The sequence below is a fragment of the Streptomyces sp. NPDC090077 genome (assembly GCF_044747545.1).
Taxonomy (GTDB): Bacteria; Actinomycetota; Actinomycetes; order Streptomycetales; family Streptomycetaceae; genus Streptomyces.
In genome coordinates this window covers 25,624-44,925 of sequence record NZ_JBIVEG010000031.1, presented here as the reverse complement: position 1 = coordinate 44,925, position 19,302 = coordinate 25,624, and the positions used below count along the sequence as shown (strand labels likewise).

The following is a 19,302-nucleotide window of genomic DNA, read 5'->3' as shown; positions in this document are numbered from 1 at the left end:
TTGTGATGCCGGAGTCGGACGCGTTGGCGACCGAACGTGTAAACGTGGGGCCGGAACGCCCCGCACGAGCAGTAGCGAGCAGCAGGCAAGCAGGCAGGAGAGGGACACCATGCGCGACGCGTACCACGAGGAACTGGACTCGATCGGAGAGAGCCTGGTCGAGATGGCCCGGCTCGTCGGTTCCGCGATCGGGCGGGCCACCACCGCCATGCTCGACGCCGACCTGAAGCTCGCGGAGAGCGTCATCGCCGCGGACCAGAAGGTGGACGACCTCCAGCACGACCTGGAGGCGCGCGCCATCGCCCTGCTGGCCCGGCAGCAGCCGGTCGCCACCGACCTGCGCATCGTCGTCACCTCGCTGCGCATGAGCGCCGACCTGGAGCGCTCCGGCGACCTGGCGCAGCACGTGGCGAAGCTGGCCCGGCTGCGCTTCCCGGACACCGCGGTCCCCCGCGACCTGCACGCGACGATCCTGGAGATGGGCCAGCTGGCGCAGCGCCTGATGGCGAAGGCGGCCGAGGTCATCATCACCAAGGACGTGGACCTGGCGCTCCAGCTGGAGCAGGACGACGACGAGATGGACCAGCTGCACCGCACGCTGTTCCAGCACCTGATGGACGACCGCTGGAAGCACGGCATCGAGACGGCCGTCGACGTGACGCTGCTGGGCCGCTACTACGAGCGGTTCGCGGACCACGCGGTGTCGGTGGCGAAGCGCGTGGTGTACCTGGTGACGGGTGAGCACGCGGACGAACTGCAGCAGCCGACGCAGGTCGAGGGCGTCTGAGCCGCTCCGCACGGCACGCCCCAATGCGCCGTTGACGCGCCGGTGTGGCTGGGCATGAATGAGGCGAAGGCACCACGACTTCCCGTACGCCGCCTGCGAGGAGGCACCATGCCCGAGTCCCCTGTCCCCATCACGCCGGAACAGGAGCAGCCGCCCCGCCCGGAGCCGCTGCGCCTCCCGCTGCTCGCGGCCTGCGGCTGCGGCTCGGGCTGCGGCTGCGGCTGCCAGTCCGGCGCCCCGTGCCAGTGCGGCGGCTGACCCGCCCACGACACGCAGAGGGCCCCGTCCGATCCGGACGGGGCCCTCTGGCGTCCCTGCGCGCGTACGTCCCCGGGCCTTCCTGTTCCCGGGGACGTACGCCGCTAGGCGCGCGGGTTCTTCCGGCCCGTGCCCCACTCGCCGGCCACGGTCGCGTACGGGGAGGGGGTGGAGACGGACTGGCCGCGGCCGGCGTCGGACGCCTGACCGGTGGCGGGGACCGCGATGGCGACACCGCCGGCCAGGGCCAGGGCACCGGCGAGCAGGATGACCTTCTGCTTCATGGTGGGTCTTGCCTTTCGCTCTGCTGGAGGGGGAGCCGTACGGGGGCGCCCTGCGCGGGCGGTGGGGTTGCCCGCCCGCGCGGAGCGCCCCCGCGGCAGACCCAGTCGACCACGGCGGCCGACCCCGCTCCCAGGCAGTTCCACCAGCAGAACTAGGCCCGGCCCACTTTTGCCGGGCCACACGAAAACGCCCCCCACCGCGCCGCGGGCGCAGGTGGGGGGCGTGATCACGGAACGTGCTACTTCTTGCCCTGGTTCTTGACGGCTTCGATCGCGGCCGCGGCGGCGGCCGGGTCGAGGTAGGTGCCGCCCGGGTTGAGGGGCTTGAAGTCGGCGTCGAGCTCGTAGGAGAGCGGGATGCCGGTGGGGATGTTCAGGCCCGCGATGTCGGCGTCGGAGATGCCGTCCAGGTGCTTGACCAGGGCGCGGAGGCTGTTGCCGTGGGCGGCGACCAGGACGGTGCGGCCGTCGAGGAGGTCCGGGACGATCGCGTCGTACCAGTACGGCAGCATGCGGACGACGACGTCCTTGAGGCACTCGGTGCGCGGGCGCAGCTCCGGCGGGATGGAGGCGTAGCGCGGGTCCTCGGACTGGGAGAACTCGGTGCCGTCCTCGAGGGCCGGCGGCGGGGTGTCGTACGAGCGGCGCCACAGCATGAACTGCTCCTCGCCGAACTCGGCGAGGGTCTGGGCCTTGTCCTTGCCCTGGAGGGCGCCGTAGTGGCGCTCGTTCAGGCGCCAGGAGCGGTGCACGGGGATCCAGTGGCGGTCGGCGGCCTCCAGCGCGAGCTGGGAGGTGCGGATCGCGCGCTTCTGGAGCGAGGTGTGCACGACGTCGGGGAGCAGGCCGGCGTCCTTGAGCAGCTCACCGCCGCGGACCGCCTCCTTCTCGCCCTTCTCGTTGAGGTTGACGTCCACCCAGCCGGTGAACAGGTTCTTCGCGTTCCATTCGCTCTCGCCGTGGCGGAGGAGGATCAGCTTGTACGGTGCGTCGGCCATGCGTACGAGCCTAGTGGACGGCGGCGGGCGGTCGCGCGCCTCCGATTGACGGACGGCGTCAATCCAGTGGACTGCGACGGGCCCTCGTTCGTAATGTGCCAGCAGATCCAGGGGTACTTACATCATCGGGGGAATCCGCATGTCCGCTGCCAGTTTGAGACGGGCCGCCCGGGAGAGCGTCTCAGGTCTGCCGCGCGCGTTCTGGTGGCTGTGGGCCAGCACGCTGGTGAACCGGCTCGGGGCTTTCGTCGCGACGTTCATGACCTTGTACCTGACCCTGGACCGGGGCTATTCGGCCTCCTTCGCGGGACTGGTGGTCGCCCTGCACGGGCTCGGCGGGGTGGTGTCCTCGCTGGTGGCGGGCGTGATGACGGACCGGCTGGGGCGGCGCCCCACGATGCTGGCGGCGAACGTGTCGACGGCGCTGTCGGTGGCGCTGCTGGGGTTCATGGAGCACCCGGCGGCGATCGCGGCGGTGGCGGGCCTGGTGGGCATGGCGTCGAACGCCTCGCGGCCGGCGGTCCAGGCGATGATGTCGGACATCGTCCCGCCCGAGGACCGGGTGCGGGCCTTCGCGCTGAACTACTGGGCGATCAACCTGGGCTTCGGGATCAGCTCGGTGGTGGCGGGCGTGGTCGCCGAGTACAGCTACCTGGCCGGCTTCCTGGGCGAGGCCGCGCTGACCCTGGTGTGCGCGGTGCTGGTGTTCGCGAAGCTGCCGGAGTCGCGTCCGGTGCAGGAGGAGGCGGAGAAGGGGACGGAGCCGGAGACCGGGCTGGGGACCGTGCTGCGGGACGGCCGGTTCATGGCGGTGGTCGGGCTGTCGTTCCTGATCTCGCTGATCTTCACGCAGGGTTCGGTGGGGCTGCCGGTGGCCATGGGGCAGGCGGGCTTCTCCCCGGGGGACTACGGGCTGGTCGTGGCGGCGAACGGGCTGCTGATCGTCATGCTGCAGATCCCGGTGACGCGGTTCATCGAGCACCGCGACCCGCGGATGCTGCTGGTCGCCTCGGCGCTGCTGGCGGGCTACGGGTTCGCGATGACGGCCTTCGCGGGGTCGCTGTGGGCGTACGCGCTGACGGTGTGCGTGTGGACGCTGGCGGAGATCGTGAACTCGCCGACGCAGATGGCGCTGGTGGTGCGGCTGTCGCCGGTGCACGGGCGGGGGCGGTACCAGGGGATGTACACGATGTCGTGGGCGGTGGCGGCGCTGGTGGCTCCGCTGATGGCCGGGTTCGTGATCGACCGGTACGGGGCGGGGTGGCTGTGGGGGGCCACCGGTGTGCTCGGGACGGTGGCGGCGGTGGGGTACTGGGTGCTGATGGGCGGGCTCCGGGACGGGGGTACGGAGCCCGTCGCCTCGGCGCCCGGGGGCGTGCCCGCCGCCTCCGGCCAGGCCCCGGAGGCGGTGGCCGCCCCTGCGGGCGGGGGTGCCTGACCCTTGGCAGGGGGCCGGTGCGGTGGGGCGGCGGTGCCGCTGCGCGGGGCTGGTTCCCCTACCCGCCCTTCGCCCGTTCCCCGGGCTGCGCCCGGACCCCTTCCTGGGGGCTCCGCCCCCAGACCCCCGCGCCTCAAACGCCGGCGAGGCTGATTTCAGCCTCGCCGGCGTTTGAGGCGCGGGCGCGGTAGCGCCGTAGGGGGTCAGGGGCGGAGCCCCTGGGAACGGTGGAAGGGTGGGTAGGGGACCCGCTTCCGCGCAGCGGCCCACCCACCCGCACACTCCCACCGGCACCAGCCACCCAAACCGGCCCCGCCCCCGGTCCGACGGCCGGAGGCTGTCGCAGCGGCGCGAAGCCGGTAAGGCCGCCCGCGGCCGCACCGCGCGAGCGGCGCGTGAAAAAGGAGTGCGGCGCGTCAAGAAGGAGGGGACGCCGGCCGCGTGAGGTGCTTGAAGGCGTCCAGGTTGCGGGTCGGTTCGCCGCGCGCCACGCGCCATTCGTACTCGCGCCGGATCGCGCTCGCGAAGCCCAGCTCCAGGAGGGTGTTGAAGGCGCCGTCCGCCGCCTCCAGGACCGTGCCGAGGAGGCGGTCCAGGTCGTCCGGGGTGATCACCGAGAGCGGGAGCCTGGCCGTGAGGTAGACGTCGCCGAGGGGGTCCACCGCGTACGCCATCCCGTAGAGCTTGAGGTTGCGTTCCAGCAGCCAGCGGTGGACGCCCGCCTCGTTCTCGTCGGGGTGGCGGATGACGAAGGCGTTGACCGACAGGGAGTGCCGGCCGATGCGGAGCGCGCAGGTGGTGCTCAGCTTGCGGGTGCCGGGGAGCTGGACGACGTACGTGCCCGGTTCGGGGCTCTCCCAGCTCAGCTCGGCGCCGGCCAGCGTGGACTCGATGATCGCGGCGGTGTCAGCGTCAGCCATGGTGGGAGCGTACGCGACGGCGATGATCATGCATGGCCGCGGTGTACACGTCGGCGGTGCCGCTGGCGGCGGTGTCCCAGCCGAAGAACTGGGCGTGCCGGGCGGCCTCGGCGCCCATCCGGTCGGTGAGGCCGGGGTCGTCGACGAAGCGGCGCAGCTGGCGGGCGTAGTCGACCGGGTCGTGGCCGGGTACGAGGATCCCGGTGACCCCGTCGTTGACGGCGACGGGCAGCCCGCCGACCTCCGCCGCGAGGACGGGCGTGCCGGTGGCCTGGGCCTCGATGGCGACGAGGCCGAAGGACTCGCTGTACGAGGGCATGACCAGCACGGACGCGGCCCGGAACCAGTCGGCGAGGCCGTCCTGGGCGACGGGCGGGTGGAAGTGGACGAGGTCGGTGATGCCGAGCTTCGCGGCGAGCTTCTGGAGGCCCTCGGGCTTGGCGAGGCCGCTGCCGCTGGGGCCGCCGACGACGGGGACGAAGAGGCGGCGGCGCAGCGAGGGGTCGCGGTCGACGAGTTCGGCGACGGCGCGGAGCAGGATGTCGGGGGCCTTGAGGGGCTGGATGCGGCCGGCGAAGAGCGGGATCACGGCGTCCTGCGGCAGGCCGAGGCGGGCGCGGGCGGCGGCGCGGCCGTCGCCGGTGGTGAAGCGGTCGAGGTTGACGCCGGGGTGGACGACGGCGACCTTGCCGGGGTCGGCGTCGTAGTGGTGTACGAGTTCCTCGGCCTCTTCGGCGGTGTTGGCGATGAGCCGGTCGGCGGCGGCGACGATCTGGGTCTCGCCGATGACGCGGGCGGCGGGCTCGGGGGTGTCGCCCTCGGCGAGGGCGGCGTTCTTGACCTTGGCCATGGTGTGCATGGCGTGGACGAGCGGGACGCCCCAGCGTTCGGCGGCGAGCCAGCCGACGTGGCCGGAGAGCCAGTAGTGGGAGTGGACGAGGTCGTAGTGGCCGGGGCGGTGGCGGGCCCAGGCCTGCATGACGCCGTGGGTGAAGGCGCACAGCTGGGCGGGCAGCTCTTCCTTGGCGAGGCCTTCGTAGGGGCCGGCGTCGACGTGCCGTACGAGGACCCCGGGGGCCAGTTCGACCACGGGCGGCAGGCCGCCGGTGGTGGCGCGGGTGAAGACCTCGACCTCTATGTTGATCGCGGCGAGCCGCTTGGCGAGCTCGACGATGTAGACGTTCATGCCGCCGGCGTCGCCGGTGCCGGGCTGGTGCAGCGGTGAGGTGTGCACGCTGAGCATGGCCACGCGGCGCGGCTTGCGGTGGTGGCCGACGGCCGGGAGGCGCAGGCGGGGGGCGTCGGGGCGGGCGCCGCGGGCGGCGGCGATGCGGCCGCTGATGCTGCCGCCGAGACGGGACACGTACTGGCTCAAGGGAGCAGTTCCTCTCGCTCGGACGACGGTCGGCGGTCCTCTGCGACCCGTTCTGGCGTTCGGGTCGGCAGTGCCGGTGGGGCGGCATGGCTGCGGGAGCGCTGTCGGCGCCCTGCAAGGAGTGCAACCCGGATGGCGGTCCGCCGCATTCCGGGAGCCCGGAAGTTCCTGCTCGTTTGCCGGATTTTTATCTTGGGCGCGGGCTCCGCTTACGCTCGGCGCATGGTCTCCCGCAGCACTCCGCCGTCCCCGAAGCGCCCCGTGGGCACCGTGACGCGCGGGACGACGAACCCGAACCGGCTGCGCCGCATGGACCGCTGGATCGCCGCCGCGCACGGGGCGGCGCTGCGCCGGGCGGACGCGCCGGTGGCGGTGGACCTGGGGTACGGGGCGGCGCCGTGGACGGCGGTGGAGCTGCTGGCGCGGCTGCGGGAGGCGGCTCCGGCGGTGCGGGTGGTCGGGATCGAGATCGAGCCGGCCCGGGTGGCGGGGGCCAAGCCGTACGAGCGGGAGGGGCTGAGTTTCCGGCACGGCGGCTTCGAGGTGCCGCTGGAGCGCGGGGAGCGGCCGGCGCTGATCCGGGCGGCGAACGTGCTGCGGCAGTACGACGAGGAGCAGGTCGCGGAGGTGTGGCAGCGGCTGTGCGACCGGCTGGCGCCGGGCGGGCTGCTGGTGGAAGGGACCTGCGACGAGATCGGCCGGCGGCACGTGTGGGTGGCGCTGGGGCCGGAGGGGCCGCGCACGGTGACGTTCGCGACGCGGCTGGGGTCGCTGGAGCGGCCGTCGGACCTGGCGGAGCGGCTGCCGAAGGCGCTGATCCACCGGAACGTGCCGGGTGAGCCGGTGTACGCGTTCCTGCGCGACTTCGACCGGGCGTGGGCGGCGGCGGCCCCGTACGCCTCGTACGGGGCGCGGCAGCGGTGGATCCGGACGGCGCGGGCGCTGGCCGCGGACTGGCCGCTGGCGGACGGTCCGGTGCGGTGGCGGCAGGGGGAACTGACGGTGCGGTGGGAGGCGTTGCGCCCGGCGGGGTGAACCTCGCGCGGTGGGGAACCGGCGTCGGGGGCGGTCCGTTGAGTCGGCTGGGACGGTCGGGGTGTGGGCCGTCATGATCGGTGGGGCATCCGGAGGGTGTTGGAATTCACCGAGTCGTGGCACCATCCCGGTGACAGTGCCAAGTTACTGATGAATAGTCAGATCTGATGTCCGGTCCGGATGAGGGCTGTTCGCGCCCTTCTGCCCGGAATTCCGGCTGCCCGCCCGCCGGGCCGCCGGTGGCATCGGTCTGACCTGGGGCGCCTGGGGGAGCCATGGGGACCGTGAAGCGAGCGTCGTCGCGTCGGCAGGGCGTGTCCGCCCTCACGCTGCTGTGCGCCATGACGATACTGGCGGCCCCGGGGCTCGCGGGCACCGCGTACGCCGCTCCGGGCGCACCCTCGGCCCCTTCGGCCCCCGCCGCGCCGGCGGCTCCCGAGCCGGGCGCCAAGTCCCTCGAACAGGTCCGCAAGGAGATCGAGGACCTCTACCGGCAGGCCGGCACCGCGACGGACGCGTACAACCTCGCGGAGGGCGAGACGAAGGCGCAGTCCGAGCGGATCGTCCAGATCGCCAACCTCGTGGTGGCGGGCCAGGACCGGATCTCCTCCCTGAAGGACCGCGCGGGCTCCGCCGCCCGCGCCCAGTACCGCTCGGGCGGCCTGCCGCCGGGCGCGCGGCTGGCGTTGAGCGACAGCCCGGCCGACTACCTGGACGGGACGGGCCGGTTGCGGCAGGGCGAGAAGGCCACCACGGACCTGCTCTCGGAACTGAACCGCACGCAGACGGACTTGGAGCGGTACGCGAAGGAAGCGGCCGCGCTCTGGCAGAAGATGGAGGACAACAGGGTCAAGAAGGAAGCCGCCAAGAAGGAGATCGAGGAGAAGATCAAGGCGGCGGAGGCCCTGGAGAACCGGCTGGCGGCCGAGGAGAAGGCCCGGCTGCTCCAGCTGGAGCAGGAGGCGCAGTACAAGGCGCAGACGGCGTGGCTGTCGTCGGGCGGGATGAAGGACGTCAACGGCGCCGCCACCGACGCGGGCAAGCGGGCCGTGCAGTGGGCGACCGCGCAGATAGGGAAGCCCTACGTCTGGGGGGCGACGGGCCCGGACTCCTTCGACTGCTCCGGACTGACCTCGCAGGCCTGGCTGGCGGCGGGGCGGGGGATCCCGCGCACCTCGCAGGAGCAGCTGCGGCTGCTGCCGAAGGTGGCGGTCAAGGACATGCGGCCGGGGGACCTCATCATCTACTTCGACGACGCGACCCACGTCGGCATGTACGTCGGCGACGGCGCGATGGTCCACGCCCCGCGCCCGGGCCGCACGGTGACGATGGCGGGCGCGGGCTCGATGCCGATCAAGGCGGTGGTCCGCCCCGACGCGTGAGCCGCGGCCGGGCGGCGACCGGTCCCGGGAACCCCGCTCCCGAGGCTGCCGGAGGCCGCCCGTCCAGGGGATCTCGGTGGGCGAGACGGCAGGGGTCCGGCCGTGACGTTGGTCATCCCGGCCGCGCGGTTTTCCCCCGCGATAGGGGCATATGACGGCGGCCCTCCCCCGGCTCCCATTCCGCTCGCCCGTACCCGCCCGCTAGGGTCTGCCGCATGAGCGCACCTTCGGGGGGAGGCAAGGAACCGGAGACGATGCCCGTACCCGTACCGCGGCAGCGGGACACCCCGGCCACGGACGGCGGCCCCGCCGCCCAGGCGTCGCTGACGCTGCTGGTGGTGGAGGACGACCCCGCGGGCGGCCTCACCGTCCCCGAGATCCTCGACGCCGACGGCCACCGGATCCGCATCCGCAGCGCCCGCAACCTCACCGAGGCCGCGCGGCTGCTCACCCCGGACGTGCACTGCGTCCTGCTCGACCTGGCCCTGCCCGGCCCCGACGAGGACGGCCTCGGGGTCCTGCGCGAGGTGCTCCGCATCGCCCCGCGCCACGCCGTGCTCGTCCTGACCGGCGAGGCCGACGCCGACCGCGCCGCCGAGGCCGTGCGCGTGGGCGCCCAGGACTTCCTCTACCGCGACGAGCTCGACGGCCGGCTGCTGAGCCGCGCCATCCGCTACGCCGTGGAGAGAAAGCGGGCGGACATCGCCCAGTACAAGCTTGCAGAATCGAAACTGCGCGCCCAGGAGAACGCCCGCCTGGAACGCGGACTGCTCCCCACGCCCCTCCTGGACGGCTCCGACCTCCGCTTCGCCGCCCGCTACCGCCCCGGCCGCAGCCGGGCCCTGCTCGGCGGCGACTTCTACGACACCGTCCGCACCCCCGACGGCACCGTCCACGCCATGATCGGCGACGTCTGCGGGCACGGCCCCGACGAGGCGGCCCTCGGTGTCGAGCTGCGCATCGCCTGGCGCGCCCTGACCCTGGCCGGGCTGTGCGGGGACGACCTGCTCGCCACCCTCCAGGAGGTCCTGGAGGTGGAGCGGCCCTGCGAGGAGATCTTCGCGACGCTGTGCACGGTCGACATATCCCCGGACGGCCGGCGCGCGGGCCTGTGCCTGGCCGGGCACCCGGCCCCGCTGATCTCCAGGCCGGGCAAGCCCGCGCGGCTGCTCCCGTACGAGAACAGCGGCCCGGCGCTCGGGCTGCTGCCCCGGGCCCGCTGGCCCCGCCGCCAGGTCGACCTGGGCGGCACCTGGAGCCTGATGCTCTACACCGACGGGCTCATCGAGGGCCGCATCGGCGAAGGCCGTGAGCGCCTCGGGCAGGACGGCATGGTCGAGATGATCAACCGCCACATCGAGCGCGGCCTGAGCGGCGAGGCGCTGCTGGAGGCGTCCGTGACCGAGGCCCGCCGCCTCAACGGCGGCGAGCTCACCGACGACGTCGCCGTGGTCCTGCTCTCCCGCGCGGCGGGGTAGGAACCCCGGGGCCGCTCAGCGGCCGCCGTTGTACGGCCCGTAGGGGCCGTCGCTGCTGCTGCCGCCGCGGCGCGGGCCGCCGCCGGAGACCTGCTTGAGGGCCGGGCGCACGTCCACGAAGAACACGATGCTCGCGACCAGCCCCGCGATCTGCAGGAACAGCATCCCGAGGAAGAAGTCCACGAGGACGGTGATCCCGAGGATGACCAGCCAGAACGTCTTCGTCTGCTTGTCGGCGGCCCGGTACGCGTCCTCGCGCGCCAGCAGCGCGAGGACGAAGGCCACGACGGCGAGCGCCAGCATGGCGTAGCCGAGCAACGGGAGGACCCCGTTATCGAACCCCTGCATCAGCATCGTCTCGACCGCCTTCTCGCATCCGGCACCACTGACTCCACGCTACCGCCGGAGCCGCTTTCCCAAACGACAACGAACCGGGCACCCGCCGGGTGCCCGGCCCGGAATCCGTCCGTTCAGGCCCCTTCGGCCGAGGCGGCGGCCGGCTCGGCAGCCGCCTTCTTGGCCGCCGCACGGCGCGCGGCGGGCTTCTTGGCGGCGGGCTTCTCCTCGCCCGCGGCCTCCGCCGGGGCCCCGTCCTGCGCGGCCTCCGCCTGCGCGGGCTCCGGCTCCACGGCCTCGGCGATGTCCACGATCTCCTCGGCGACCTCGCCGCGCCAGGCGCGCACGGTCTGCTCGCCGTGCTCGGCGACCTTGTCGTAGGTCTCCTTGGCCCGGACGGCGTACTCGGCGGCCACGCCGACGCCGCGCAGCGCGAGGTCCTGGGCGGTCTCGCCGAGCTTCTTCGGGTCGATCGAGCCGAAGACCTCGGTGACCTTGGCCGTGACGGCCTCCTGCACGGCCTTCGGGTCGGTGTTCTTGACGGCCTCGATGCGCGCGGGGGCGTCGGCGCGCAGCTGCTCGATGAGCGCGGGCACCTTCTTGGCCTGCTGGACGGCGAGGTCGGCCGTGCCGGCGGCGAAGTAGAGGGGGGTGGGGTCGGTGAGGGTCTTCTTCAGGTCATCGGCGATGGCCATGTGCGGGTCCTCCCGGATCACAGTCAATTCGTAGGGGGCATCGCGGCGTCGTCGCCGGCGCTCTCGCCGGAGGCGTCTTCGTCCTCCAGCGCGTTCTCCTTGCGGAACGCGTCGTAGATCTGGAGCAGCACCTGCTTCTGCCGCTCGTTGATCGACGGGTCGGAGAGGATGACGGCCCGCGTCTCCACCTCGTCCCGGTCCCGCTCGTCGAGGATCCCGGCCTGCACGTACAGCGTCTCCGCGGAGATCCGCAGGGCCTTGGCCAGCTGCTGGAGGATGTCCGCGCTCGGCTTGCGCAGCCCGCGCTCGATCTGGCTCAGGTACGGATTCGACACCCCTGCCGCTTCGGCCAGCTGCCGCAGCGAGAGCTGGGCCTGCCGCCGCTGCTCGCGGAGGTATTCGCCGAGGTTTCCGACGTTGAGCGATGCCATGCCCCGATCCTGCCGCACCGTGCTAACTATTGCAAGCGCTTGCTAGCAATAGCTCCCACCCGCCGGACGCGGCCGGTGCTAGCTTGCGGACGTGGACCTCTTCTCACTGACGTGGGCGGCGCTGCGCGCCGCGGTCGCCGGGCTCGCCGACGAGGACTTCGGCCGCCCCTCGGGCTGCCGGGGCTGGCTCGTCCGGGACCTCGCCTGCCACCTGGTCATCGACGCCCAGGACGTACTGATCACCCTCGCCACGCCCTCCGGCGCGGAACCCACCCGGGACGCGGCCACGTACTGGGAGACCGGCGGGGACCCGGCCGCGGAGGACCCCCTCGACGCGCTGACCGTGCGGCTGGCCGCCGCGTACGGGGAGCCGTGGCTGCTGAAGTTCCACCTCGACGACGTCGGCTCCGCCGCCGGACGCGCCGGCGCCCTCGCCGACCCCTCGGCCCGGGTCGGCACCCGCGGCCAGGTGCTCACCGCCGCCGACTACCTGTCCGCGTACGTCCTGGAGTGGACGCTGCACCACCTCGACCTCGTCGCCCACCTCCCCCGCGCGCCGCGCCCGCCCGCAGCGGGGCTCGCCGGGGCCCGCGCACTGCTGGAGCGCGTCGCCGGTGCCCCCTTCCCGCCGTCGTTCTCCGACGAGGACGCGCTGCTCGTCGGCACCGGCCGCCGCACCCCGACCGCCGCCGAGGAGGCCGCGCTCGGGCAGCCCGGGGAGCTGGGCGCGCGGGTGCCGCTCCTCCTCGGCTAGGCCGCGGAGAACCCCCGGAAAGCCCGCCGGAAAAAACTTCCGGCGGGCTGTCACATCCGTGCGGCGCGGCGGGTCAGAGGGATGTCGCAGCAAGCGAGCACACCCCGAAGGAGCCCCCGATGTCCACCACCGCCACCGTCTTCACCGTCATCGCCGCCGTCCTGGCCGGCTACTCCGGCGCCTCGCTCTTCGCCCGCTCCAAGTACACCGTCGAGCCCCTCGTCCAGTACGGCGTCCCCGAGAGCTGGTGGAACCGGATGGCCGCCGCCAAGGTCGCCGGCGCCATCGGCCTCCTCGTCGGGTTCGCCGTCCCCGCCATCGGGATCGCCGCCGGCATCGGCCTGGTGCTCTACTTCATCGGCGCCGTCATCACCACCCTGCGGGCCAAGGACTACGCCCACGTCGTCTTCCCGGTGATCTACTCCGCGCCGATGGCCGTCGCCCTCGCCCTGACCGTCTGACGACGGCCGGGCGGGGCGGCGGCCCCGCCGCCTCAGCCCTCCAGCACCGAAAGGTCCAGCTCCTTGAGCCGGGCCAGGTCGGACAGCACGTCGATCGCCACGATCTTCCCGCCGACGACCGTGAAGGCCATGACGGCCACCGCGTTCGCCTTCGGTACGACGACCACGCCCGCCGCGCCGTTGACCAGCACGGGCCGCACGAACGGCGTGAGCGCCCGGTAGCCCGCGGCCTGGCTCGCCACCTCCCGCGCACCGGTGAAGACCACCGTCTGCCGGCCGCCCACACCCCCGTCGGAACGCAGCACCACGTCCGGGTCGAGCACCGCGACCAGCGCCTCGAACTCCCCGTCCCGCGCGGCGGCGAAGAACGCGTCCACCGCCTCCCGCTGACGGGCGAGGTCCGCGTCGGGCGCCGGGGCCTGCCCCTGCACCTTGCGGCGTGCGCGACTGGCGAGCTGCCGGGTCGCCGCGGCGGACTTCTCGATCAGCGGCGCGATCTCGTCGAACGGCACCGCGAACATGTCGTGCAGGACGAACGCCAGCCGCTCCGCCGGGGCCAGCGACTCCATCACCACCATCAGCGCCAGCCCCACCGAGTCGGCGAGCAGCACCTCCTGCTCGGGATCGATCCTCCGCACCGGGCTGATGAGCGGGTCCGGGACCCGAGTCTCCAGCCGCTCGACCGGGTCCTCGCGCCGCGCCTCGCGCGAACGCAACAGGTTGAGGCAGATCCGCGAGACCACCGTCGTCAGCCAGCCGCCGAGGTTCCCGACCTCGCTCACGTCGGTGCGGTCCAGCCGCAGCCAGGCCTCCTGGACCGCGTCGTCGGCCTCGCTGAGCGAGCCGAGCATCCGGTAGGACACCGCCCTCAGATGGCCGCGGTGCTCCTCGAACCGCTCCGTGAGCGAAGCCCCCCGGGCCGCGCCCCCGTCCGGGTCCCCGTCCAGGTCCACGTGCTCGTCCACCTGCTCGTCCACGTCCGCCCCTCCCCTACTCCTCGTCAGGCAGCCGGAGCCGGCGCCCGTCCGATGACCACCGTCGCGTACAGCTCCTCCGAGCTGACCGCCCGCACCACGAGCCCGCCCCCGGTCAGCGCGGACGCCGTCAGCGGCGCCTGCCGGGCACTGGTCTCGATCAGCAGGTGCCCGCCCGGAGCGAGCCACTCCAGCGCCCCCGCCGCGACCCGGCGGTGCACGTCCAGGCCGTCCGAGCCCCCGTCGAGGGAGACCCGCGGCTCGTGGTCGCGGGCCTCGGGCGGCATCAGCCCGATCTCCCCCGTCGGCACGTACGGGGCGTTGACCACCAGCACGTCCACCCGCCCCCGCAGCCCGGCCGGGAGCGCCGCGTACAGGTCGCCCTCCCACACCGCACCGCCGTACGGGGCCACGTTGCGCCGCGCGTACGCCAGCGCCGCCGGGTCGATGTCGGCCACGTGCAGCTCGACCCCGCCCGGAACCTGGGCCGCCACCGCCGCCCCGAGCGCGCCGACCCCGCAGCACAGGTCCAGCACCACCGCACCCGGGCGGGCCAGCCCCACCGCCTCCTGGACCAGGAACTCCGTACGCCTGCGCGGTACGAACGCCCCCGCGCCCACCTCCACGCGCAGCCCGCAGAACTCCGCCCAGCCGACGACGTGCTCCAGCGGTTCGCCGTCCACCCGGCGGGCCACCATGCCCGACAGGTGCCCGTCGTCGGTGGCGGCCGCGACCAGCAGGTCGGCCTCCTCCTCCGCGAAGACGCAGCCGGCCGCGCGCAGCCGTTCCACAATCGATGTCAAATCACTCAGTCCTCTTGGTTCTGCACAGCACCGGAACCCGGCAGTCCCGGTGGCGACGATAGGCCCCCCGCGGCGCCCGGACCCGGCCGGGCGGCCGGGTCCGTCATGTCCCCCGCCCGTCCGGGCCTCAGAAGACGTCCGGGCACCACGGCCGGCGCGCGGTGCGGAACACCGCGTCGGCCAGCCGCACCGCCCCCGGCTCCAGCTCGGCGACCCGGCCCAGCGCGGCCAGCCGCACCGCCGACGCGTCGCCCAGGTACAGGGAGCCCAGCGCGGACGCGTCGAGCCGCACCCCGGCCGGCTCCCCGGTACGGGTGCACGTGCCGGCGCCCGCGTCCAGCCGGTAGCGCCCGGCCGCCGGACCGGTGGGGTCCTCGACCTCCAGCACCAGCACCCCGGGCACCTCGTACGTCCGCGCGCCCAGCGCCCGTACGACGTCCAGGACGCGCACCCACAGGAAGTCCGCGGCCGACACCGGCCGGGCCGCCCGCGCGTCGGGCAGCAGCTCCGGCAGCAGGTCGTCGGGGGCGCGGTTGCCGGTGCGGACCTTCAGCACCCAGTCGATGGAACACAGGAAGTGCCACAGCGCCCGCTCGGCCGCCGGGGTGGCCGCGAGGAGGTCGACGACCTGCACCGTGTTCAGCGGGGTCTTCGCGTCCGTCCAGTGGTCGTCGGCCTGGTAGACGGCCAGACCCGCCACCTCGCCGGCCGCGTCCCGGTACACGGCCTGCATCTTCTCCCGGTACGGGCGGTGCGACATCTGCTCCAGGCCCGTCTTCAGGCTCCACCAGCGCGCGTCCCGGTCGACCATGCCGTGGCGGGAGGCCCGCATCCGCTCGTGCAGGGCCGGTCCCACCCGCCGCACCTCGGCGGCGTCGACCAGGTCGATCCGGCCGCCGTCCACCGGCGCCGGACGGCTGCGGTCCAGGCCGGTGCGGGCGACGTCGACCTCCCACTCGGCGTGGACGGTCGCGGCGCCGTAGCCGTACCGCCCGTAGATCGGGTACTCGGCGGCGATCAGCGTCGACAGGACGTCACCGCGCGCGCGGGCGGCGGCCAGTTCGGCCTCCATCATGCGCGTCAGCAGGCCCTGCCGGCGGTGGGTGGGCAGCACGGCCACGTTCGAGATCGCACTGCTCGCGACGGCGGCGCCGCCGGGCACGGTCAGTTCCTGGGCGAAGGAGCGGAAGGTGGCGACGCACCGGCCCGTCTCCTTGTCGAAGGCCCCCTGCATGCGCGCGAGGTCGCTGTGCGCGGCCCGCTGGGCCACATCGGACTCGGTCGGAGCCCCCGGGGTGAGGAAGCCCGAGTTCAACGCGGTGAGCCAGGCGGGAAGTTCGGATGCGGCGATCGGCCGCACGTCAGCGCTCATAACCGGCCACGCTAACCGCCGGTCCCCGGCCGGGTCGCCCCAATTTCACCGCCGCCGGGCGAGCCGCCGCCGACCGAGCCTCCGCCCGGCCGCCGCCGCGCCACCACCCGGCCACCCGCCCCGGCGCTACGCCAGCAGGTCGTCCACCTGCGCCTCGCCCTCGCGGTAGCGGCGGGTGATCTCCGCACTGGAGTCGTCGGCCGTCCGCTGGAGCTGCTGCCGGCGCCGCGAGACCTGCTGCTCGTAGCGGACCAGCCGGCCCATCGCGTCGTGCAGCTCCCCGTCGGTGCGCGCCTCCAGGTCGGACAGCTCCACGTCCGACAGCATCTCCGCCGCCAGCAGCCGGTACTCCTCGTTGTGCGGGGTGCCGAGGGTGACGTGCCGGGCGGAGGCGCTGCGGGTCGACGGGGCGTCGGCGAGGATCTCCGAGAGCCGGTCCACCACCGGCGCCTCGGGGTCCGTACGGCGGGCCAGCTCGGCGCGCAGGATGTCGATGCGGCCCTGCAGGAGTCTGCGCACGTAGCTGAGGTCGGCCTCGTCACGCTGCGCGTCGCGCCGCATCGCCCGCAGCTCGGGCAGGCCGAGGGCGGTGGCGGGGGTGGTCGGCCCCAGCGGCTCGCCGGTGCGCTGCGCGGGAGGCCGCCCCGTGGCGCCCGCGGAGGTGTCCGGGGCGGGTGACGCGGGTGCAGGTGCGGAGGTACCAGAAGTGTTCATGACGTTGTATCCGTCCCCTCGACCGGTGCTGGGGGCACCGCCTGCGTGCATGGTGCCACTCTCCGTGGTGCCGACGCAGTCCCAGTCCACCCGATCGGCCCCGGACGGGTGCACGCCTGGTACACAGGTGGTATGCGAGCAGTGGTGCAGAGGGTGGACGGCGCGAGCGTCGTCGTGGCGGGCGAGACGGTCGGCGAGATCGTCGGCGAGGGGCTGTGCGTGCTGGTGGGGGTGACCCACGACGACACCCCGGAGAAGGCGGCCGTGCTGGCGCGCAAGCTGTGGTCCGTGCGGATCCTGGAGGCGGAGAAGTCCTGCAGCGACGTGGACGCCCCGCTGCTGGTGATCTCGCAGTTCACGCTGTACGGGGACGCCCGCAAGGGCCGTCGCCCCACGTGGAACGCGGCCGCGCCCGGGCCGGTGGCCGAACCGCTGGTCGACGAGGTCGTGGCGCAGCTGCGGGCGCTGGGCGCGACGGTGGCGACGGGGCGGTTCGGCGCGGACATGCGGGTCTCGCTGACGAACCACGGCCCGTTCACCATCGTCATCGACGTCTAGCCGTCGACGTCCGGGCCGTCCCGGTCAGGGCGCTACGACGACCTCCTGCGCGGCGGCCGTGTTCCCGGCCAGCAGCGGTGCGTCCACGGGGACGTTCCGCTTGACCAGGGCGAGGGCGATCGGGCCGAGCTCGTGGTGGCGCACCGCGGTGGTGACGAAGCCGAGCTGGCGGCCGTCCTCGCCGTCCGCGGCGAGGCGTACGGGGGTGCCGTGCGCGGGGAGCAGTACCTCGGAGCCGTCCAGGTGCAGGAAGACCAGGCGGCGCGGGGGCTTCCCCAGGTTGTGGACGCGGGCCACCGTCTCCTGGCCCCGGTAGCAGCCCTTCTGGAGGTGCACGGCGACACCGATCAGGCCCAGCTCGTGCGGGATGGTGCGGTGGTCGGTCTCCAGGCCGAGGCGCGGCCGGTGGGCCTCGACGCGCAGGGCCTCGTAGGCGAGGAGCCCGGCGGCGGGGCCGTGGGCGGCCGCGAACTCCTCCAGCTGCGGGCGGGGCAGGAAGACGTCCCGGCCGTGCGCGGTCTCCCGTACGACGTGCTCCTTCGCGACCTCGGCGATGGAGCCGGCCGGGAGGTGGACGACGGCGAACTCGTCCGTGCGGTCGGCCACTTCGACGCGGTAGAAGAACTTCATCGACTCCAGGTAGCCGAGGAGCGCCTCCCGGGTGCCGGGCTCGACGTGCGCCCAGACCGTCTCGCCGTCGTCGACGAGGTAGAGGGCGTGCTCGATGTGCCCGTTGGCGGAGAGGATCAGCGCCTCGGTGGCCTGGCCGGCGGGGAGGTCGCTGACGTGCTGGGTGATCAGCAGGTGCAGCCAGCTCAGCCGGTCCGCGCCGGTGACGGCGATGACGCCCCGGTGGGACAGGTCGACGAAGCCGCGGCCGTCGGCGAGGGCGCGCTGTTCGCCGTAGAGCTCTCCGTAGTGGGCGGCCACGCCCGCGTCACGGCCTTCGGCCTCTACGGCGCCGGGGAGATGGAGCAAGGGGCTGCTGGTCATGCCACCAGCGTACGACGGAGCCGACGGAGCTACGCGGAGCCCTGCTTGCGCTCGGCCGCCGCGCACTTCTTGCAGAGCCCGAAGATCGCGAAGTGCTTCATGTCGGTCTCGAAGCCGAAGGTGGCGCGCAGTTTCGCGGTGAACTCGTCGGCGATGTCCACGTCGGCCTCGATGACGCCGGTGCATTCGCGGCAGACGAGGTGGATGTGGTGGTGCCGGTCGGCGAGGTGGTAGGTGGGGGCCCCGTGCCCGAGGTGGGCGTGGGAGACCAGTCCGAGCTCCTCCAGGAGCTCCAGGGTCCGGTAGACGGTGGAGATGTTCACCCCGGAGGCCGTCTTGCGGACCTCCACGAGGATCTCGTCGGGGCTGGCGTGCTCCAGGGCGTCGACCGCTTCCAGCACGAGCTGGCGCTGCGGTGTCAGCCGGTAGCCGCGCTGCCGCAGATCGCTCTTCCAGTCGGTGGTCACCACCCGGCCAGTGTAAGCGCGGAAAGGGGACCGCGGTCAGCCCGCGGTCCCCTTCCTCCGTTCGTTCGCCCGCCTGATCAGCGGAAGAAGGCGATGCCGTCTTCCGGGAGCTCCGGGAGGTTGCGCGCCATGTCGGCGATCTCCTCCGGGGTGACGACCTTCTTGAGCTGGGCCGACATGTACGGGCGCAGCTCGACGTCGGGGGTGGCCTTCTCGCCGACCCACATGAGGTCGCTCTTCACGTAGCCGTAGAGGCGCTTGCCGCCGCTGTACGGGCCGGACGCGGCGGTACGCGCGACCGCGTCGGTGACCAGGTCGATCTGGGGCTTCTGGTCGGCGAGCTCGCCGTACCAGACCTCGACGACGCCCTGGTCGCGGACCATGACGATCTCGACCTTGCGGTCCTTGTCGATGCGCCAGTAGCCCGACTCGGACTCCAGGGGGCGCACCTTGTTGCCCTCGGCGTCGAGCACCCAGGAGTGGGAGGTGTACTCCAGGAAGTCCCGGCCGTCGTGGCTGAAGACGACTTCCTGGCCGAAGTTGCACTTCTCCTCGCCGGGGAAGTCGAACACGCCGGCGCCTTCCCAGGTGCCGAGGAGGAAGGCGAGGGGGACGAGGCCCGGGTTCAGGTCGGACGGGATCTGGATCATGGTTGGCTGCTCAGGCGATCTGTGGGAGGGGTTCCGGGGCGGTCGGCTGGGCGGATGCTCAGCGCTGACCCTGGTACAGCTTCTTGACGGCCAGACCGGTGAAGGCGAGAACGCCGACGCAGACCAGGACCAGCAGGGA

General features: G+C 73.4%; 23 protein-coding genes. 9 read left to right on the top strand and 14 right to left on the bottom strand.

Annotated features, from left to right (window positions below; translation table 11 throughout):
• Positions 1–109 precede the first annotated feature (109 nt).
• Positions 110–787 (top strand): phosphate signaling complex protein PhoU, encoded by a 678-nt coding sequence (gene phoU / locus ACIPW5_RS33425; protein ID WP_401253161.1) that lies wholly within the window; start codon positions 110–112, stop codon positions 785–787.
• A 108-nt stretch (positions 788–895) separates the two neighbouring features.
• Positions 896–1,045: a hypothetical protein gene (locus tag ACIPW5_RS33420; protein WP_351889844.1), complete on the top strand. Its 150-nt coding sequence runs from the start codon at positions 896–898 to the stop codon at positions 1,043–1,045.
• Between the two features lie 104 nt (positions 1,046–1,149).
• Here the strand turns inward: ACIPW5_RS33420 and ACIPW5_RS33415 are convergent, their stop codons facing one another.
• Positions 1,150–1,329 carry a hypothetical protein gene (locus tag ACIPW5_RS33415; protein WP_401253158.1) on the bottom strand — a complete coding sequence of 60 codons (180 nt, stop codon included), beginning with the start codon at positions 1,327–1,329 and terminating at the stop codon, positions 1,150–1,152.
• Positions 1,330–1,568: 239 nt separating this feature from the next.
• A complete protein-coding gene (locus ACIPW5_RS33410; RefSeq protein ID WP_401253157.1) occupies positions 1,569–2,327 on the bottom strand; it encodes a phosphoglyceromutase in 759 nt (252 codons plus the stop codon).
• 139 nt (positions 2,328–2,466) lie between these two features.
• Between ACIPW5_RS33410 and ACIPW5_RS33405 the strand changes: the two genes are divergently transcribed.
• Complete coding sequence (locus ACIPW5_RS33405; RefSeq protein ID WP_401253154.1) at positions 2,467–3,765, top strand: MDR family MFS transporter; 1,299 nt, start codon at positions 2,467–2,469, stop codon at positions 3,763–3,765.
• 416 nt (positions 3,766–4,181) lie between these two features.
• Here the strand turns inward: ACIPW5_RS33405 and ACIPW5_RS33400 are convergent, their stop codons facing one another.
• The gene (locus ACIPW5_RS33400) at positions 4,182–4,685 is read right to left on the bottom strand and encodes a YbjN domain-containing protein (protein ID WP_401253152.1); all 504 of its coding nucleotides are present in this window, start codon (positions 4,683–4,685) and stop codon (positions 4,182–4,184) included.
• The gene (gene mshA / locus ACIPW5_RS33395; protein WP_401253149.1) at positions 4,678–6,060 is read right to left on the bottom strand and encodes a D-inositol-3-phosphate glycosyltransferase; all 1,383 of its coding nucleotides are present in this window, start codon (positions 6,058–6,060) and stop codon (positions 4,678–4,680) included. Before mshA ends, ACIPW5_RS33400 begins: the two co-directional genes overlap by 8 nt.
• Positions 6,061–6,282: 222 nt before the next feature.
• Here mshA and ACIPW5_RS33390 point away from each other — a divergent pair, with 222 nt between their 5' ends.
• The 3 genes from ACIPW5_RS33390 to ACIPW5_RS33380 all read left to right on the top strand — a co-directional run bounded on the left by ACIPW5_RS33390 (position 6,283) and on the right by ACIPW5_RS33380 (position 9,955).
• Positions 6,283–7,095 carry a class I SAM-dependent methyltransferase gene (locus ACIPW5_RS33390; RefSeq protein WP_401253146.1) on the top strand — a complete coding sequence of 271 codons (813 nt, stop codon included), beginning with the start codon at positions 6,283–6,285 and terminating at the stop codon, positions 7,093–7,095.
• 275 nt (positions 7,096–7,370) lie between these two features.
• Complete coding sequence (locus ACIPW5_RS33385) at positions 7,371–8,477, top strand: NlpC/P60 family protein (RefSeq protein ID WP_401253143.1); 1,107 nt, start codon at positions 7,371–7,373, stop codon at positions 8,475–8,477.
• 215 nt (positions 8,478–8,692) lie between these two features.
• Complete coding sequence (locus ACIPW5_RS33380) at positions 8,693–9,955, top strand: PP2C family protein-serine/threonine phosphatase (protein WP_401253140.1); 1,263 nt, start codon at positions 8,693–8,695, stop codon at positions 9,953–9,955.
• 15 nt (positions 9,956–9,970) lie between these two features.
• Here ACIPW5_RS33380 and ACIPW5_RS33375 read toward each other — a convergent pair whose 3' ends face one another.
• The 3 genes from ACIPW5_RS33375 to ACIPW5_RS33365 all read right to left on the bottom strand — a co-directional run bounded on the left by ACIPW5_RS33375 (position 9,971) and on the right by ACIPW5_RS33365 (position 11,417).
• Positions 9,971–10,309, bottom strand: coding sequence for a DUF2516 family protein (locus tag ACIPW5_RS33375; protein ID WP_401253137.1), 339 nt, complete (start codon positions 10,307–10,309; stop codon positions 9,971–9,973).
• A 116-nt stretch (positions 10,310–10,425) separates the two neighbouring features.
• The gene (locus ACIPW5_RS33370) at positions 10,426–10,986 is read right to left on the bottom strand and encodes a hypothetical protein (protein ID WP_401253135.1); all 561 of its coding nucleotides are present in this window, start codon (positions 10,984–10,986) and stop codon (positions 10,426–10,428) included.
• A 23-nt stretch (positions 10,987–11,009) separates the two neighbouring features.
• Positions 11,010–11,417, bottom strand: coding sequence for a helix-turn-helix domain-containing protein (locus ACIPW5_RS33365; RefSeq protein WP_401253133.1), 408 nt, complete (start codon positions 11,415–11,417; stop codon positions 11,010–11,012).
• 91 nt (positions 11,418–11,508) lie between these two features.
• Between ACIPW5_RS33365 and ACIPW5_RS33360 the strand changes: the two genes are divergently transcribed.
• Both ACIPW5_RS33360 and ACIPW5_RS33355 read left to right on the top strand, forming a co-directional pair.
• Positions 11,509–12,171 (top strand): maleylpyruvate isomerase N-terminal domain-containing protein, encoded by a 663-nt coding sequence (locus ACIPW5_RS33360; RefSeq protein WP_401253130.1) that lies wholly within the window; start codon positions 11,509–11,511, stop codon positions 12,169–12,171.
• Positions 12,172–12,290: 119 nt separating this feature from the next.
• Entirely contained in the window at positions 12,291–12,632 is a 342-nt protein-coding gene (locus ACIPW5_RS33355) for a DoxX family protein (protein ID WP_401253128.1), read from the top strand.
• A gap of 32 nt (positions 12,633–12,664) precedes the next feature.
• On the opposite strand, the gene ACIPW5_RS33350 is transcribed toward ACIPW5_RS33355, so the two are convergent.
• The 4 genes from ACIPW5_RS33350 to ACIPW5_RS33335 form a co-directional block, all read right to left on the bottom strand.
• Positions 12,665–13,585 (bottom strand): sigma-70 family RNA polymerase sigma factor, encoded by a 921-nt coding sequence (locus ACIPW5_RS33350; protein WP_401253256.1) that lies wholly within the window; start codon positions 13,583–13,585, stop codon positions 12,665–12,667.
• Positions 13,586–13,632: 47 nt separating this feature from the next.
• Positions 13,633–14,418 carry a putative protein N(5)-glutamine methyltransferase gene (locus ACIPW5_RS33345; RefSeq protein ID WP_401253253.1) on the bottom strand — a complete coding sequence of 262 codons (786 nt, stop codon included), beginning with the start codon at positions 14,416–14,418 and terminating at the stop codon, positions 13,633–13,635.
• A gap of 118 nt (positions 14,419–14,536) precedes the next feature.
• On the bottom strand, positions 14,537–15,781 hold the full coding sequence (locus ACIPW5_RS33340) for a GNAT family N-acetyltransferase (protein ID WP_401253126.1): 1,245 nt from the start codon (positions 15,779–15,781) through the stop codon (positions 14,537–14,539).
• A gap of 126 nt (positions 15,782–15,907) precedes the next feature.
• Entirely contained in the window at positions 15,908–16,495 is a 588-nt protein-coding gene (locus ACIPW5_RS33335) for an AmfC protein (protein ID WP_401253123.1), read from the bottom strand.
• A gap of 132 nt (positions 16,496–16,627) precedes the next feature.
• On the opposite strand from ACIPW5_RS33335, the gene dtd reads away from it, so the two are divergent.
• Entirely contained in the window at positions 16,628–17,053 is a 426-nt protein-coding gene (dtd, locus tag ACIPW5_RS33330; protein WP_042801357.1) for a D-aminoacyl-tRNA deacylase, read from the top strand.
• 24 nt (positions 17,054–17,077) lie between these two features.
• Here the strand turns inward: dtd and ACIPW5_RS33325 are convergent, their stop codons facing one another.
• From ACIPW5_RS33325 to ACIPW5_RS33315, 3 genes are all read right to left on the bottom strand, one after another.
• Entirely contained in the window at positions 17,078–18,046 is a 969-nt protein-coding gene (locus ACIPW5_RS33325; protein ID WP_401253121.1) for a YgfZ/GcvT domain-containing protein, read from the bottom strand.
• A gap of 29 nt (positions 18,047–18,075) precedes the next feature.
• A complete protein-coding gene (locus ACIPW5_RS33320; protein ID WP_401253118.1) occupies positions 18,076–18,516 on the bottom strand; it encodes a Fur family transcriptional regulator in 441 nt (146 codons plus the stop codon).
• A 74-nt stretch (positions 18,517–18,590) separates the two neighbouring features.
• Positions 18,591–19,163 (bottom strand): FABP family protein, encoded by a 573-nt coding sequence (locus ACIPW5_RS33315; RefSeq protein ID WP_389612208.1) that lies wholly within the window; start codon positions 19,161–19,163, stop codon positions 18,591–18,593.
• Between the last annotated feature and the right edge of the window lie 139 nt (positions 19,164–19,302).

What these genes read in the sequence shown, in the direction of transcription:
- phoU (WP_401253161.1), top strand. Translation starts at nt 110, where the DNA reads ATGCGCGACGCGTACCACGAGGAACTGGACTCGATCGGAGAGAGCCTG.
- ACIPW5_RS33420 (WP_351889844.1), top strand. Translation starts at nt 896, where the DNA reads ATGCCCGAGTCCCCTGTCCCCATCACGCCGGAACAGGAGCAGCCGCCC.
- ACIPW5_RS33415 (WP_401253158.1), bottom strand. Translation starts at nt 1,329, where the DNA reads ATGAAGCAGAAGGTCATCCTGCTCGCCGGTGCCCTGGCCCTGGCCGGC.
- ACIPW5_RS33410 (WP_401253157.1), bottom strand. Translation starts at nt 2,327, where the DNA reads ATGGCCGACGCACCGTACAAGCTGATCCTCCTCCGCCACGGCGAGAGC.
- ACIPW5_RS33405 (WP_401253154.1), top strand. Translation starts at nt 2,467, where the DNA reads ATGTCCGCTGCCAGTTTGAGACGGGCCGCCCGGGAGAGCGTCTCAGGT.
- ACIPW5_RS33400 (WP_401253152.1), bottom strand. Translation starts at nt 4,685, where the DNA reads ATGGCTGACGCTGACACCGCCGCGATCATCGAGTCCACGCTGGCCGGC.
- ACIPW5_RS33390 (WP_401253146.1), top strand. Translation starts at nt 6,283, where the DNA reads ATGGTCTCCCGCAGCACTCCGCCGTCCCCGAAGCGCCCCGTGGGCACC.
- ACIPW5_RS33385 (WP_401253143.1), top strand. Translation starts at nt 7,371, where the DNA reads ATGGGGACCGTGAAGCGAGCGTCGTCGCGTCGGCAGGGCGTGTCCGCC.
- ACIPW5_RS33380 (WP_401253140.1), top strand. Translation starts at nt 8,693, where the DNA reads ATGAGCGCACCTTCGGGGGGAGGCAAGGAACCGGAGACGATGCCCGTA.
- ACIPW5_RS33375 (WP_401253137.1), bottom strand. Translation starts at nt 10,309, where the DNA reads ATGCTGATGCAGGGGTTCGATAACGGGGTCCTCCCGTTGCTCGGCTAC.
- ACIPW5_RS33370 (WP_401253135.1), bottom strand. Translation starts at nt 10,986, where the DNA reads ATGGCCATCGCCGATGACCTGAAGAAGACCCTCACCGACCCCACCCCC.
- ACIPW5_RS33365 (WP_401253133.1), bottom strand. Translation starts at nt 11,417, where the DNA reads ATGGCATCGCTCAACGTCGGAAACCTCGGCGAATACCTCCGCGAGCAG.
- ACIPW5_RS33355 (WP_401253128.1), top strand. Translation starts at nt 12,291, where the DNA reads ATGTCCACCACCGCCACCGTCTTCACCGTCATCGCCGCCGTCCTGGCC.
- ACIPW5_RS33340 (WP_401253126.1), bottom strand. Translation starts at nt 15,781, where the DNA reads ATGAGCGCTGACGTGCGGCCGATCGCCGCATCCGAACTTCCCGCCTGG.
- ACIPW5_RS33335 (WP_401253123.1), bottom strand. Translation starts at nt 16,495, where the DNA reads ATGAACACTTCTGGTACCTCCGCACCTGCACCCGCGTCACCCGCCCCG.
- dtd (WP_042801357.1), top strand. Translation starts at nt 16,628, where the DNA reads ATGCGAGCAGTGGTGCAGAGGGTGGACGGCGCGAGCGTCGTCGTGGCG.
- ACIPW5_RS33325 (WP_401253121.1), bottom strand. Translation starts at nt 18,046, where the DNA reads ATGACCAGCAGCCCCTTGCTCCATCTCCCCGGCGCCGTAGAGGCCGAA.
- ACIPW5_RS33315 (WP_389612208.1), bottom strand. Translation starts at nt 19,163, where the DNA reads ATGATCCAGATCCCGTCCGACCTGAACCCGGGCCTCGTCCCCCTCGCC.